The organism is Pelagirhabdus alkalitolerans (assembly GCF_900096905.1).
GTDB lineage: Bacteria > Bacillota > Bacilli > Bacillales > Amphibacillaceae > Pelagirhabdus > Pelagirhabdus alkalitolerans.
The window spans coordinates 23317-38065 of the sequence record NZ_FMYI01000013.1; the positions used below are offsets into that span (position 1 = coordinate 23317).

The 14749-nt window shown below is 32.6% G+C and carries 12 protein-coding genes; 7 read left to right on the forward strand and 5 right to left on the reverse strand.

The window, feature by feature from the left end; all coding sequences use genetic code 11:
• Positions 1-50: 50 nt before the first annotated feature.
• The 4 genes from BLR62_RS11765 to BLR62_RS11780 form a co-directional block, all read right to left on the reverse strand.
• Positions 51-1385 carry a restriction endonuclease subunit S gene (locus BLR62_RS11765; RefSeq protein ID WP_090797195.1) on the reverse strand — a complete coding sequence of 445 codons (1335 nt, stop codon included), beginning with the start codon at positions 1383-1385 and terminating at the stop codon, positions 51-53.
• Positions 1382-2776 carry an N-6 DNA methylase gene (locus BLR62_RS11770; RefSeq protein WP_090797198.1) on the reverse strand — a complete coding sequence of 465 codons (1395 nt, stop codon included), beginning with the start codon at positions 2774-2776 and terminating at the stop codon, positions 1382-1384. The genes BLR62_RS11765 and BLR62_RS11770 overlap by 4 nt, the downstream gene beginning before the upstream one ends.
• A gap of 22 nt (positions 2777-2798) precedes the next feature.
• On the reverse strand, positions 2799-3089 hold the full coding sequence (locus BLR62_RS11775) for a hypothetical protein (RefSeq protein ID WP_245719465.1): 291 nt from the start codon (positions 3087-3089) through the stop codon (positions 2799-2801).
• A gap of 1296 nt (positions 3090-4385) precedes the next feature.
• The gene (locus BLR62_RS11780) at positions 4386-5360 is read right to left on the reverse strand and encodes a hypothetical protein (RefSeq protein WP_090797202.1); all 975 of its coding nucleotides are present in this window, start codon (positions 5358-5360) and stop codon (positions 4386-4388) included.
• 473 nt (positions 5361-5833) lie between these two features.
• Between BLR62_RS11780 and BLR62_RS11785 the strand changes: the two genes are divergently transcribed.
• The 4 genes from BLR62_RS11785 to BLR62_RS11800 all read left to right on the forward strand — a co-directional run bounded on the left by BLR62_RS11785 (position 5834) and on the right by BLR62_RS11800 (position 10113).
• Positions 5834-6655, forward strand: coding sequence for a ParA family protein (locus tag BLR62_RS11785; protein WP_090797204.1), 822 nt, complete (start codon positions 5834-5836; stop codon positions 6653-6655).
• Position 6656: 1 nt separating this feature from the next.
• The gene (locus tag BLR62_RS11790; protein WP_090797207.1) at positions 6657-7004 is read left to right on the forward strand and encodes a DUF5388 domain-containing protein; all 348 of its coding nucleotides are present in this window, start codon (positions 6657-6659) and stop codon (positions 7002-7004) included.
• A 485-nt stretch (positions 7005-7489) separates the two neighbouring features.
• Positions 7490-8815, forward strand: coding sequence for a primase C-terminal domain-containing protein (locus tag BLR62_RS11795; protein ID WP_090797210.1), 1326 nt, complete (start codon positions 7490-7492; stop codon positions 8813-8815).
• A 395-nt stretch (positions 8816-9210) separates the two neighbouring features.
• On the forward strand, positions 9211-10113 hold the full coding sequence (locus BLR62_RS11800) for an IS30 family transposase (RefSeq protein WP_090797212.1): 903 nt from the start codon (positions 9211-9213) through the stop codon (positions 10111-10113).
• A 502-nt stretch (positions 10114-10615) separates the two neighbouring features.
• On the opposite strand, the gene BLR62_RS11805 is transcribed toward BLR62_RS11800, so the two are convergent.
• Positions 10616-11164 (reverse strand): VanZ family protein, encoded by a 549-nt coding sequence (locus BLR62_RS11805; protein WP_090797215.1) that lies wholly within the window; start codon positions 11162-11164, stop codon positions 10616-10618.
• A gap of 543 nt (positions 11165-11707) precedes the next feature.
• Here BLR62_RS11805 and BLR62_RS11810 point away from each other — a divergent pair.
• The 3 genes from BLR62_RS11810 to BLR62_RS11820 all read left to right on the forward strand — a co-directional run bounded on the left by BLR62_RS11810 (position 11708) and on the right by BLR62_RS11820 (position 14077).
• Positions 11708-12109: a hypothetical protein gene (locus BLR62_RS11810; protein WP_090797217.1), complete on the forward strand. Its 402-nt coding sequence runs from the start codon at positions 11708-11710 to the stop codon at positions 12107-12109.
• A 61-nt stretch (positions 12110-12170) separates the two neighbouring features.
• Complete coding sequence (locus BLR62_RS11815) at positions 12171-12845, forward strand: ABC transporter ATP-binding protein (protein WP_090797220.1); 675 nt, start codon at positions 12171-12173, stop codon at positions 12843-12845.
• Positions 12845-14077 carry an ABC transporter permease gene (locus tag BLR62_RS11820; RefSeq protein WP_090797222.1) on the forward strand — a complete coding sequence of 411 codons (1233 nt, stop codon included), beginning with the start codon at positions 12845-12847 and terminating at the stop codon, positions 14075-14077. The genes BLR62_RS11815 and BLR62_RS11820 overlap by 1 nt, the downstream gene beginning before the upstream one ends.
• Positions 14078-14749 lie beyond the last annotated feature (672 nt).

Sequence of the window (14749 nt, forward strand, 5' to 3'; positions counted from 1 at the left end):
TTTTTATGCAAGTATTAGCGATCTCTTCATTTTTCGCTATGTCGCACTTTTTATATAACCAGTTCTTCTGTGAATTTTTTAGTTTTTTCTTCTATTTTTTTATCCGACTGTTCAGATTCCTTCTTTTTAATTGATGAAATGATTTCTTCTTGTTCTTGTATTGAAAGAATGGGTACTTGAAGTTCTTTTATATCTTTTAATTTGATAAACTTCTGTGCTACTCCGCTCGCTCGCTGCTGAAGTTGTGTTAGTCCCCATTGTGTCATCATAAAATAACTCAAATACGAAGGAAGAAGTCTTTCTTGATCTGTTTCAATAATTGTAATATGTTGACTGGCCAACGCTCCTGCGAAATCACTAGTCACCACTCCTGTTTTCCCAATACTACCTACCTTAGACATCAGAACATTATTCGGTTGAACGATTGCTTTACTATTTTCTTCCGCAGTTTCATCTGATACATACACGAGACCTTGATCACTCATGGTTCCTTTTTCAATATTCTTTATCCCAATATAGGGGGTTCCTTTTTCTTGGTATTCTTTTTTAGAAATGGTCGCACCAGACCTGAAAGATAAAGTAAGAGACTCTAACGAGGCCATAGATACCTTCGCCTTATTTTCTAAATCCATCACATTCAATCGAGAAGCAATATCCCAACGCTTATTTAGCTGATGATAAGGAATCGTACTATATAATGTTCGATTGTTCTCCTCTTGACTGACGGATTTGAATATATCAAAATCCAAAAATACTGATTCAATTAAGTTGTCCAATGATTGAGCGGATGTTTGGTTTTTATGCCATTGACTATAAAGATTTTTTGCTATTTGTTGTTGGTCACTTGTTACTTCTTTAATCGGCAGCCTTATTTCCTTTAGATCCTTTACTTTAATCGTCGGAATTGCATTCCCTCTTGCTATTAGCATTAATTTTGAACGAACGTTATCGCTTCTTAATATAAAATAAAGCAAACAAGAAAGGTCGATATTGTGAGGGCGGAGGACAATAAATGTATTGTTTACAAGGCTTCCTGATAAATCCTCAGTGATTCTCGCAACAGCATTTCGTGCTGGTCGTACACTGGACAAAAGAATGTCTCCTGTACGAACCCGAAGTGTGGCTCTTGCTGGAAGATCTGATCCCTTTACTTCTTTAATATTATTTACAATTCCTTTTTCAGTGGATAGGGATGATATATCAATGTATTCATATGTTGTATCCTCTTGAAGGTCAGTTTTTTTAATTTTTACAGGATTCAAATCCATAAGTTCTTCTATAGTTGAACCATGTTCCTTCGTCGAATTTAACGCTGCTAAAAAAGCATTTATAGACCAATCTTCTTTGGTGATTTTCTTATAAGGAATGGATCTATTCACCTTCACAACGTCTCCCCCTTTTTCCACTTCTCAAATCCTTTAACCGCCTCAGGAAATTCATCAATTGTTTCACAATCGGCAACAAACAATTCCTTTGGTTCGGTTTCTCCCTTCTCCTTCTTTCGCAAAACAAGTACGCTGGTTTTTATACTCGTTAAAGGTTTTAATGTATGAGTTGGTAGGCTAATAATGGATTCAATTATCATTCGATCAGCCAATAGCTCTCTAGATTGCTGAGATGTCCCCTGATACAAGAATGATTCATTAACAAAGCAAATCACATGACCGCCCGACTTCAAAATCTCACTTGCGCGTTCTAGCATTAAATCCAATGCTTGAGAGTTCTTATTTTTCAAGAGTTCATACCCATCGTATCTACCTTGGGGGACACGTAATCCGAGGGGGGGATCAATAATGACGAGATCCTGTTGGTTCGGAAGTTGATTATTTCTATCTAAAACATCCCCTTGTTGAACTTGAATGTCAGGATACCCACTAATAATCATTAATATTTTATGATACTCTGCTACATCCCAGTTGAGCTCCATTCCAAAATATGAAGCTATTTTCGCTTTTTGCTGCATCAATCCGTGTGTAATACTACCATAACCAGCACACATCTCCACTACAGAGTAACTAGAGTGGTTTAAGGTATTAACTAATCCAACAAATAAATCTTTTACAGATGAAACCGTACGATGCTCTATATCCTTTGAGATTTTTTCAGATAGATCGATCATAAAGTTGGCGTAACTTGAATCCTTTGGTGCCATCTCGCTTAATGCCCACTTGAACCGTTCAAATAATGATTCAGTAACGGGAGCTTTTTCGAGATCCAAATCAATTTGATAGAATTTATATGCTTCATTGATCAGATCCAAATAGCTACCTTCATTCAATTCATCCCATTTATTTAATATCGATTTTTCTTCCATATACGATCGAACTAAGAGCCCTTGGATAATATAGAGCCACACCTTTTCAGGCTGAAATTCGCCCCTAAGTTGATCCATCAATTTCCACAAGGTATCTTTTTTTAATTTCTCTGAAGATAAATACTTCTGATAACTATTAAATGTAGGTGGTTCAGTCGAAAGAAATGTATCTGTTTTAAACCATATTTGTTTATCAGGTGTAGCCAATAAAGCATAAGGAGCAGCTATTGCTTCCGTTAAATTCATTAGCTGCTTTTGCGCTTCTTTTGTGATGTCATCCTTTATTTCAACAACAACCTGTGAACTCAATTCATCATTCTCATCAATCGTATAACCAATTAAATCTGCTCTCGTATTCGATGTTGGGCTGCTTCGTACCTCCTCTTTGACAACGGGGATTCCTTGTTTTTTCAATGCTTGAACGACTTTAATCTTTGCTTCCATCTCTGATTTTTCGACCATAAGTCAACATTCCTTTCTACAATTATGCAATATTTTTTTCTCTATCGGGGCTAAATGACATCAATTGTTTTAGGTATGGATCTTCATTTTCTTCTTCTTTTCCTAATAAATAATCCTCATACGATATTTGCTTGAGATTTCTAATTGCACTTATGCCACCTCGACTTTTTTTGACACCGGGCATGGATGAAGCAAGATCGTAAACGTCTAATAATTTTAATTTATTTGGTGTGGCCAGATAACGAGAAACACTAACCTCATTTCGCTTTCCTACATGTCCATATGAAAGAATGACTTTCCAATACTTGCTCACCAATACGCCCTCCTTATTCTATTTGTTAAAAATATAATTGGTGCGTTATAAACAAAAGTATAATTCAACTCTATTTATCTGTCAATAAAAAACGCACCATTTAATTTATTTATTTTTAGGTGAACAATTGATGAACAAATTTTAATTACATTATTGATGAAGAAAAAGCATTTCTAGAGAGCGATATTATTGGTCCCCCTATTCGTCCTATTTTCTGGTTTAACTGAAAACCATCAAAATAGAAATGTACTGATTTTAATAGCTTGTAAAGTAACCTTCCTGCTTTCTTTGGTGAGCTATGGTCAGGTAATTAGACACTATTTTCGTTTATGTGAAAAGATCAGATAAAATTTAAAGCCTCTCACGTACCTCATGCTCTTTTTTTGTTGGAACAGGGGGGGATATGTTATATAATAGTCGGTTTCTAGATCACGAGATTTTGTGTACAGTCTGATTAATTATTAATGCGATATAGATCGGTTTAATATGCAATACAAAACGATTCATAAGCGATTATTCATAAGCGCTCAGCTTATGAATCGATTCATAAGACAGGACTCATAAGCTGAAGCTATGAACAACAGCTTATGAACTAGTTTCACAATCTTGTTTTTTATTATAAATTTCAATGGCTAATTCATAATTGATAAGTCTTGAACAAAAGGAAGTAGAACATTAATCTTATTTAAAATTGTATGATCACTTTCTTTAGCCAACACTTGCAACTACTTCATATTAATGGTGCTTTTGACCAACTAATAGTTGATTCGCCTGTATTCTTTTTTGGTGTCCTTTTGACTGTATGTTTAGGCGGGATCATTTTGATAGGAAACCGTGAGATCTAATTAAATCTTGTTTTATCATTTATCCCACATATTAAAACGTTGATTTATCGGCTTTTAAAGACAAAATCAAAAGAAAAATACACATAATACAAATGCCGATGAATTGAGCAAAACATCAATGTGTTTAAAACAGTTTTTTTCTTTATTAAACGCTGTTTTAACAGGGTTTATCCGTGTGTCATTAAACCCAATAAGTATATTAAACAACACCATTTTTTACGAGAAAGACTGATATTGGATTTGATATAATCACTTTTTTATCATTCATACCACATGTTTAAACGTTAATTTATCAGTCTTTTAAGGCAAAATTTAATAAAAAAAACACATAATAAAATGCCGTTGAATTAAGCAAAATATCAATGTGTTTAAAACAGATGTTTTTTTCATTAAATGTTGATATATCAGTCTTTATTTATGTGTCATTAAACTAAAAAAGTAAAAAACATATTCAATTATCTAATTGATAAATAGCACTGCTTTGGCTTTTTTCGATCAAGTTAAGTTTTTCGTCTAATTGTTTTAATTGTTCGTCTATATCGCTTAATTCTTTTTGTAGCAACTGCCGCTTGTTGTTTAACTCGTAGTGATAGGTTTTATACTCTAACTCTAAATTATCTTTTTTCGTTTTCAATGCACCGATTTCTTTTGATGCTTTATTTTCTTTTATTTGTTGATTTAAATCTTTTTCATAAAATGTTTGAATCGTTTCCTTATCTTTTTTGAATATACGTTTAATAGAAAAAAGGTTTCTTACATACTCAAGAGCATCAATTGTTGATTTCTTTTGTTGTTCCAGATCGATATGGATATTTTCAACAGATTTTAAATGCTGATATATACTAATATGTGTATCAAGCAATTCTTTTTCTCTACTCAAATAGTTAGCACGCTGCTCAACTGACTCTTTTAAACGATCTAAATCTGTCGAAATCGAAAAACGTTTGTACATGAGTTGTTGTCTGTAATCCATTAATTGAATGTATTGTTGGATAATAGATAAAACACTGTTCTCTTTGACTTTCACGGTGGATTCATGAGGAGACCCAATTTCGCTCCCAACTAAACCTAAAAACTGAGCAACAAATAAAGGGCCTTGGTTATTTTTTTGCATTAGTTTAATAATCATTCGCATTTTTACTACACTAATGTAGTCCATGACAAATCGGTTTCCCACTTTTTCTAGACCAACATAGTCACTTAAATTATGCGAATTAAGATTATTTCGGATCACCCACTCTTTACCTTTAACATCACACAATTCAGCTACTTCTTGTGTTTTGTATGCATGTGACGTTGATAATTGACTTAAGAAGGCATTTGAAAAAACTTCATGCCCTAACCCCTCATCATAAATACGCTGCACTAACTGATCGTTGTCTAGTTTGTTGAATATGTCTGTCATCATTGTTTGTATTGACGCCAAAATGCTCATCCTTTCAGTTTCAAAAATTAAAATAACGAGTTTATTGGAAATTATTTTGTTATGTCATCTAAAATAATTCGAATAATTTTGCAATAAAAAAAGGAAAATGGACGTACATGACATATATAGAAATACATTTATATTAAAAGCTGTGGAACCATTGTTATGTAGGGAAAAATAAACGATTCATTGGAAATTATTTTTAATACTTAGTTTAAAATAAAATGAATAATTTTAAATTATCTTGAAGTTAATCTCTTGTTGTGGATGTAGAGGAAGAGTATGTTCATATTCAATAGTAGTTGATTATAAAAATAGATCTAGTAAGGGTAATGTTCTGAGTAGTGTGCAGCCATTGTTATAAATAGTTTATAAAATATATAACTTCGTTTGAATCTATGTTAATTCAAACTAGTTTTTGTTATTGTATACATGTATATGAAGATGATAACATTAAGGGTGAGGTGAAACAAATGAATAACAAAAAATGTCATGTAGTTACATTTGGTAATTTTAAAGGTGGGACAGGCAAGACAACAAACAGTACGATGATGGCATACTCATTAGCTAAGATGGGTTATAAAGTTTTGCTAAGTGATCAAGATCCTCAAGCTAATGCTACTAGTTTGTATTTACGTACTAAGGCTAATCATAGCGATGACATTGTTACTTTTGATAAAACGTTGATGACAGCTATTCAAGATCAAGATTTATCACCAATTATAACAGAGGTTAGAGAAAACCTGTACTTACTCCCGAGCTTTAGTGATTTCGCCCAGTATCCTAAATTTTTAGAACGATCTTTTTCTCAAGAAAGTGATCGGGTGAAGTATTTTTCTACACTATTAGAGCCAATCAAGTCAGAATTTGATTTTATTTTTATTGATGTACCACCTACCATCTCTATTATAACCGACTCAGCACTATATGCATCGGATTGGGTTGTTGTAGTTCTTCAAACACATGAACGTAGTTTGCAAGGAGCTGAGGTCTTTACAAACTATCTTCAGAGTCTCATAGATGATTATGGTGCGGACATGGATATTTTGGGTATTCTCCCTGTATTGTTAAAAAATAATGCACCAGTTGATAACGCAACGCTTGATAGTGCGAAAGAAATATTTGGGGAACACAATCTATTTGAAAATTTAATCAAAAATATGGAACGATTGAAACGATATGATGTAACAGGCATCAAAGAAGAAGATATGCATGATAGACGTGTATTTAAGAGATATCATGCAACAGCTAATGAATTTTTACAACGTATAGAGAAAGCAAACAAGGAGGAATAACATGTCTGACCTTTTAAAGAAGCGAAATAAAGCCTCTTCACTTGAAAGACCTCCAGAAGTTAAGCCTAAAAATACTTTTGATATAGATTCGATAGATAAACAATATGGACTCCACAACTTGGAGAATAAGAAAAAACAACAAACAAAAAAAAGCACCACAGTCCGTGTCAGTACTGAATTAAAAGATAAACTTAATGCTCTCGTGACCATTGGCGTTGCAGATAATGTGGATACGGTTATAGATATAATGTTAGAGGAATATACCAATGCGTTTTTAGATAAAGATGAAAAAAAACAACTGGAATTGCTGCAAAGTATTTATCAAAAGAAACAAAAGCCTCACCACTAAAAAGTTGATGGGATAAGAGGGTTATTGAGGTTCATATCAATGTTTGTTTTGTATGTATAAGTTATGCAATTTAATAAATGATGTTTTCTAAATATATTAAGTGAGCCACCAAATAATTAATTATTTGGTGGCTTTTTTAATACCTTTTTAATCTTTTTAAATCACAATCGCCCTTTTAAAAAAATGGTATACGAGTAGATATGTAAATATGTAGATATGTAAATATGTAGATTTGTATACTCATTTACATATCTACATATTTACAAAAAAATAATACTCTTATAAACATTGATATAAAGACGTTTTAAAAGATTAAATAAACGAGAAAAGTTAGTGGAATAAAAATACATATGTATATGAATATATTTGTAGATGTGTATACAAATATACACATCTACAACATTCGATTATCTATTGAATCGTTGTATTGATTGAATTAGAATGCACTTAAAATTACCAATGATTGCAAAGGGGGGCGAATATTTATGGCTAGTGTCTTAAAAGGTTTATATGGTGATCAATTAACTGAAGAGCCAAGCAAACAAATGAACACCACAAAAGGTCAATATCATTCACATTTAGCGTGGGGGTTTATTACAAATGACTTCCTAGACAAGCCAACCCCTTTTCGTACTTATTCAACCTTATTCCAAGTATCTGAGCGTGCAACTTATTATACACCTAACAGTTTCTATCGTAATGATCAGCGCCAAAAGAAAGCTCTTAGATGGCTTAATGCTATGGTAGTAGACATAGATGTGAACGGAGATAGTCAGCCACTAACCTTAATTGAATTAATAGATAGAATTGATGAAGCCGGCCTACCTAATGTTAGTTTAGTCGTATCAACACCATCAGGTGGATTCCATGTATATTGGTTTTTTGAAGAACCTAGACGTGCATTTCCAAAAGTGACAGATCATTATGAACGGATACAAACAGAGGTCGCAAAAGCTCTTGGTGGAGACTTTATGGCGATTGGAGCTGAACGTTGGTTCAGATTACCTAAAGCAGACAATGTGGCATATAGAACGGAAAATCGAGTATCCTTTGATGAACTATGTGACTGGTTTACTATCAACTATGAGAATAATACATATCAATCTACATTCCATATCTCTAAACCAAACTCACTTTTTGAGCACCCTGCTGTTAAAAAGTTACTCCAAGGTGTTTCTGAGGGGAAACGTGATAACACTTGTTATACTCTAGCACTGGCATGTAAAGCTGAAGGTTATTGTAAAGACCAGACTATTCATTTGTTGCTGCAGTGGAACCTTAAAAATGAACCACCGATGTCTAATCGTGAAATCTATCAAAAAGTCAGAAGTGCATATAAAAAAGGATCACCGTCCGGCCCATCATCTTATTGGTTATCAGTTTTATCTGGTATTCACTTTAGCTATCAAAAGTGGGATCCTGCTAAAGAGAGAAAAGATCGCGTATATAGTCACAGGGATGAGTGGGAACAAGATGTCATAAGAACACTCAGACGTAAAGGGGGAGAATTAAAAGGTAGTCAGAAAGAGATTGCTCAACAAATCCAATCTTATGTTGATCCTCAAAGAACAATTCCTTTATCGACGCTAAAGAAAGTTGTTAAGCGCTTTCTTTATTTAGGATTGATCACAAAAGAAGTAACAGGTTATGGGAGAAATGCGTGCACAACACTGAGACTAGTAACAGATCATAATGTTTACCTATTGCCATCTATCAAGAGAAAAAAAAGAACCAAGATAAATAGGTTCAATTCAAATACATTTATAGATCCGGTGGCGGGTGGGCTTTGTTTTATGGGTCTATCCCCGTAGATTTTTTTTGTTGTACTAGACTGTTAGTTCTATTGAGGTTATTCTTCACTAACTTCGACCACACTTTTCCATATCTTAACTTGTATTCTATTAATTATACTTAGTAGACTACGTAACTACCACGTATTCTACTAACGCAACCTAGTTCTAGGTGCAGCTGCAGCGTCTATTAACGGCTTATAGAAGACCATTCTTCTATAAGTCACGGGATTTAATAAAGTTATCTTATTAAATCTTACTTTATATATACATTTATTGCTAGATTGTTCTAAGACAAAATATTTTATTTAAAGGTCTGTTGTAAAATGAAATGCATATCGCATTAGATATTAAAAAAGCCATGTAGATGCGCTATACTTATGAGTGACTAAACCAATAAGTTAGGAGCGCTCCACATGACTCAACATCATTCTACCATAGTAAAACGCACATTTAAACACTTATCAGATATCGATCGTGGCCAACTTCAAGCCATGTATCGATCAGGCCTATACACTCAAAAGGAAATGGCTGACATGCTAGAGGTGAGCCAATCAACGATTTCTCGCGAACTAAAACGCGGGATGACTGAACAGGTCAAGCTCGTAAACGGTAAAAGAGAACATTACCAGAGCTACTTTGGCGATGTCGGTGCACGTGTATATAGAGAGAATCGCGAACGTTCTCGTCAGAAAGGTATCGAGAAATATGACCAGGGTTTCTTCAAAGTACTGCCAGAAGCACTGAAACCACCGAAAGGTGAGCCACGTATTCATAGTGTCGATACCATTACCCATGTGTACCGGAAAGATAACCCTGATAAGCGGGTTCCATGTATGAAGACGGTGTACAATCTTATTGATCGCGGTGAACTCGATGTTAGAAACATTGATTTGCCTCGAAAAACCCGTTTACGTCCTCGGCCTCTAAAGACAAGCGACCCCCACGGGACAAATAAACGTAAGCTTGGTCGCAGTATTGAAGAACGCGATCCTGCTGTTTTAACGCGAGAAGAATTCGGCCACTGGGAACTCGATTTAGTCATCGGTAAAAAGACCAAAGGCGAACCCGTTATTCTTACGTTACTTGAAAGGCAAACGCGACACTTTGTTACCAAGAAGCTGTGGAACAAATCACCGGAGTACATCCGAGAAGCCATGCTTAAAATTATCAACGAACACGGACCTCAGAATTTCAAAACGATTACGACAGATAACGGCTCAGAGTTTCGGGCACTAAGTAAATTAGAAGATACTTGTGAACATCTTAGCGTATATTACGCACATGCTTATGCTTCTTGGGAAAAAAGGCGCGAATGAGCGTCATAACGGCATGCTCCGCGAGTTTATACCGAAAGGTATGTCACTCCAAGGTTTGACTTACATACGATTAAAACAGTGTACAGACGCCTTAAACATGAAGCCAAGACGAACGCTGGGGTATGTTTGCCCTCAAGAACTATATGAACAAAAGCGTCAAGAAATGGCGCAGGTATCCTAATCACGCCACTCTTGACGACGTTTTTGACCATGGTAAGTATTCCTTTGGTGGATGGCAAAAATTCTGCCATGTAGAGGCACCATCCACGCTTATAGCGTACCATGGTCAAGCTCTTCTAAGTTCTCATTCGTTGGGACCCCGAACCCAACAAATGACTCACTAAGAAGAGGCACTTACGCCAAGAGCACGCCGCAAGGCGGTGGCTAGTATGGCATAAAATCAAGCATTTGTATCGGTTAAAATACTATAAGTATAGCTTTTTGAATATATTGGAATGTTTTTTTAAAAAGTTTATGCATTTGACTTTACAATTAAGGTATTTTATTTAAACTGAAATTTTATAATTTTTTCTCTTATATACATGCCCATAAATGCTCCTATAAAAGTACCTAATGTATTTAAAATAACGTCATCAATATTTGTGATTCTACCTATAGAAAGAATGAATTGTGCTATTTCTATACATATTGAAAAGATCATACCAATATAAGTGATTTTCATTAGTTTACAAGATGGTAGCTTTAAACAAAGAAACAATCCAAACGGAATAAACAGTAAAATATTAAACCCTAAATTTCGAATTAAGTCTGTATAATGGATAAAATTAACAATGTTGTCCCACATACTAAAAAAGGGTATTATTTGAAGTGTACGTCCTTCATAAGGTCTAGGTAATAAAGTGACCATGATTATACTTATACTTGATAATGCTAGAAAAATGTTAACTGATGCTAAATAAAGTGCTTCTTTTTTCTTTTTTTCTTTTTTTCTTAATCGACGATATACAGCCCATCCTATTAAAATAAGAAAGGGTATTATTACAGCAAAATAAGGTATTACTTGATTGAAGGTTCGCCAAAGTTGTGTCAAATTGTCATCTCCTTAGTATGTGAAAATACTTACTTGGATTTTAATACTAGATCTGTATAGTTTTCTCTTTAATTAATGCGATAAATATAGTAATTCATCTCCCCCCTATTTTTATTGGAATAAAATCTTAAAATCGTTGCCAATGAACTATATTAAAATATAAATGTTTAATCCAATCAAGGTTCAAGTATGTGGTAAGGAATATGCGTTCATAGAGTTATTGTTGACAATTCTTTAAAACAAAGATGCTAAACATGATTTTAATTAAATAGATTTGAGTCTAGGACTCAAACCTTTTATTAGTGTTATCCTTAGCCTTTTCTAGGAAAACTTAGTAAATTGTATTAAATTATTTATAAGACAGAATTTTTCTGTTTATTTTTTGTTAGTTTAAACATTATAGGAGTTTTATGCTTTTTTCAATATAAAGAACACTTTAATAGAAACATCCTTTTTTTTTCAATTTTGTATTGACTTGTATATTTTTTTTTTTAGTAGACTAAGAGTAAGGATTATAAATTATTTTATATAGGAGGTTTTTATATGAAACGAAAAATGATAGTTTTCAGTTCTGCATTATTGATAATGTTATTAGTCGGTGTAAGTGTTACTTTTGCAACAACATATACTTCAAGCGTAAGTGTTAGTACTAATTCTAGTCTTGAAGGAGCAACTAGAAGTTATGATGCAGGTACACATAACATTTCTATGGATGTTTATGATTATGATTTCGGGGATAGTACAAATGTAGATATTAGTGTGCGATCAGGAGGTTTTTGGACTGGACATGATGTCCACGCAGAAACAAATGCAAACTTAAGTGGATATGGAGTGTCAGAACACGTGTTAGGGTATGTTCCGCAAGGAGATTATTTTTATTTTTTTAGTACCTCTCAATCTAGAGGTGGATTTAGCGCTGACCCAGTAATAATGTCAAGCAATTAAAAAATAAACAAAGTATCTATTTCAAATAGATACTTTGTTTATTTTTAAAGGTGGTTATATTATGGCAGACTCATTTATCAAAGCAGAAGGAATAAAGAAAGTATATAAACGCAATATAAGCGTATTAGACAATATTAATATTGATATTAAAAAAAATACATTATATTCTATTATGGGGGAATCTGGATCCGGAAAAAGTACACTTTTAAGTATACTAGGGTTATTAGACAAACCAAGTGATGGGGATTTATATATTGATGGTGTGAACTCTATTAATATAAAACCTAAAGAAATAAATTTTCTCAGAATGAAAAAAATAGGGTTTATATTTCAGTCTTTCTATTTAAATAATTCACTAACCGCATATGAGAATATTATTTTACCTATGTATATTAATCCTCAGTATACTTACTCTGATATGAAAATAAAAAGTCATGAATTGTTAGAGTTAGTTGGCTTAAAAAACAGGTTAAATCATTATCCAACGGAACTATCGGGTGGGGAAAAACAGCGGGTATCTATAGCAAGGGCCTTAGCTAACAACCCTGAATGTATTTTAGCGGATGAACCTACAGGAAATTTAGACCGTGAGAATGAAAAACAAGTTTTCGAATTGTTTCAACACCTGTCCTCATTAGGGAAGTCTGTAGTCGTTGTATCACATAATGTTGATATAAAAAAATATTCTAATGTTTGTTTCAATCTAGAGAATGGGAATTTGAAGGAGAACATTTAATGAACAATATATTTTCTAAATTAGCAAAGATAAACTTTATTAGAAACAAAAAACAGAATAAAAATAACATAATATTATCCACTCTAATGATAATTTTACTTATCTTTACCATTTCTATTTCTAATTCTTTAGGAGATTTTGTGAATTCTAGCATTTTAAAAACTTTCGACCATAGGACATTACTTGTCCACACTGACGACGATAACGATAGAGAAAAAGCAATAGATTTATTATCTAATCACCCCAATATAGTCGAAAATTACCCTTGGATTAGTAATAGTGGTGGTAATGTGAAATTAGAGAAAGATAATAAAGAAGGTGATATTTATATAAGACCCTCTCTTGATGAAACATCTCCCAATGTAAAAAAAGGTAATGATCTTAGTGGTGAAAGTAAAAATATGGCTATAATACCAGAAACTTTTGCTTTAGATGCTAGTTTAAATACAAATATTATCGATACTGATGATCAACTAGAATATATTAATGGGAGAGACTACATAGGTGAAAAAATAACACTACAGTATACTGATTACTCAGATGGAATTACGAACCCATCAGAAGATGAGTACGAATTCGAAGTTGCTGGTACATATGATATTACTGAAACATTTGATTCACCAAATACTGTTTACATACCCTATAACGATTTACAGAAACTAAACGAAGGTTTTGAAAGTGAAGAAGATGTAAGTATTATCGCAGCAGTGGTTGATGACTATGATAATATAAGCAAAGTTCAGAGTTTTCTATCAAACGAAGGTTACCGATTCATGATGAGATCAGAGGTGGGGTTTATTGGTAATTTATCATTATTGATACAAATAATAGGTTTCTCTCTATTAGCATTTGGATTAACAATCTCTATGTCAAATATTATTGGTAATAATATTTCTAATATAAATGAGAGAAAATCAGATATCGGAATACTGAAAATAGTAGGTTATAAAAATACTCAAATACTTAAAATATTCTTGTTAGAAAACTTATTCGTTTTTGTTATCAGCTCTGTAATAAGTTTAGCTTTTTCTATGCTATCACTTATTCTTTTAAATTATTGGATCGACAGTTCTTTTACAACTTATTTTCAAGAGGTATATATTACTCCTAATAACTTCATCTCAAGTGTTTTAGTATCAATAATAATATTATTGTCTCTTCTTCTAGTTAGTATACTATTACCATTAAAAAGAATTATGAGTATAAACCCTAATTTATTAATAAAGGATTAAATATGACAAAAATTAAAATGTTTTTCTTTATTAGGTCTGTTATTTTTAATGAAACCAAACATCCTAAAAAGTATATTTTAAGTCTCTTATATAATATTATAAATATAGTAGGTATCTATACAAACTTTGTTCTATTTAATTTTGTATATAATCACACGGATACTATCATGGAAACAAACTTTATTTTAATAACATTAACAATAATATTTTTAATTGCTTCAATACAATTATTGAGTTATTTTTTATTTTTTAATAAAATCATTCAAAACAAAATGAACGAAGTAATTATTTATACCGTTTCTGGATATAGCAAAGGATCAATAATATTAATTTTCTTTATTCCATACATCTTTTTAATGATATTTAGCTTTATATTCAGTATGATATTAATTAAAATTTTAAAATTCCTTATTGTATATATCAGTATTGATGTAGCAACCCCTATAATTGAATATGTTAATTTTAGTGGAGGTCTTTTATATTTATCGTATATTTTTCTATTATTTCTTTTAATAAATTTAATAGTTATCATATCTAATGTCAGCAAAACATACTAATGTGACCGTCAAGTAAAATGTTACAGTTTTTGCTGATTAATTTGTTACACTTTCCTGCCCGAAGATGTTCTTACGATGCTTCATTCGATAACTGTCACCGTTTAAATGTATAATT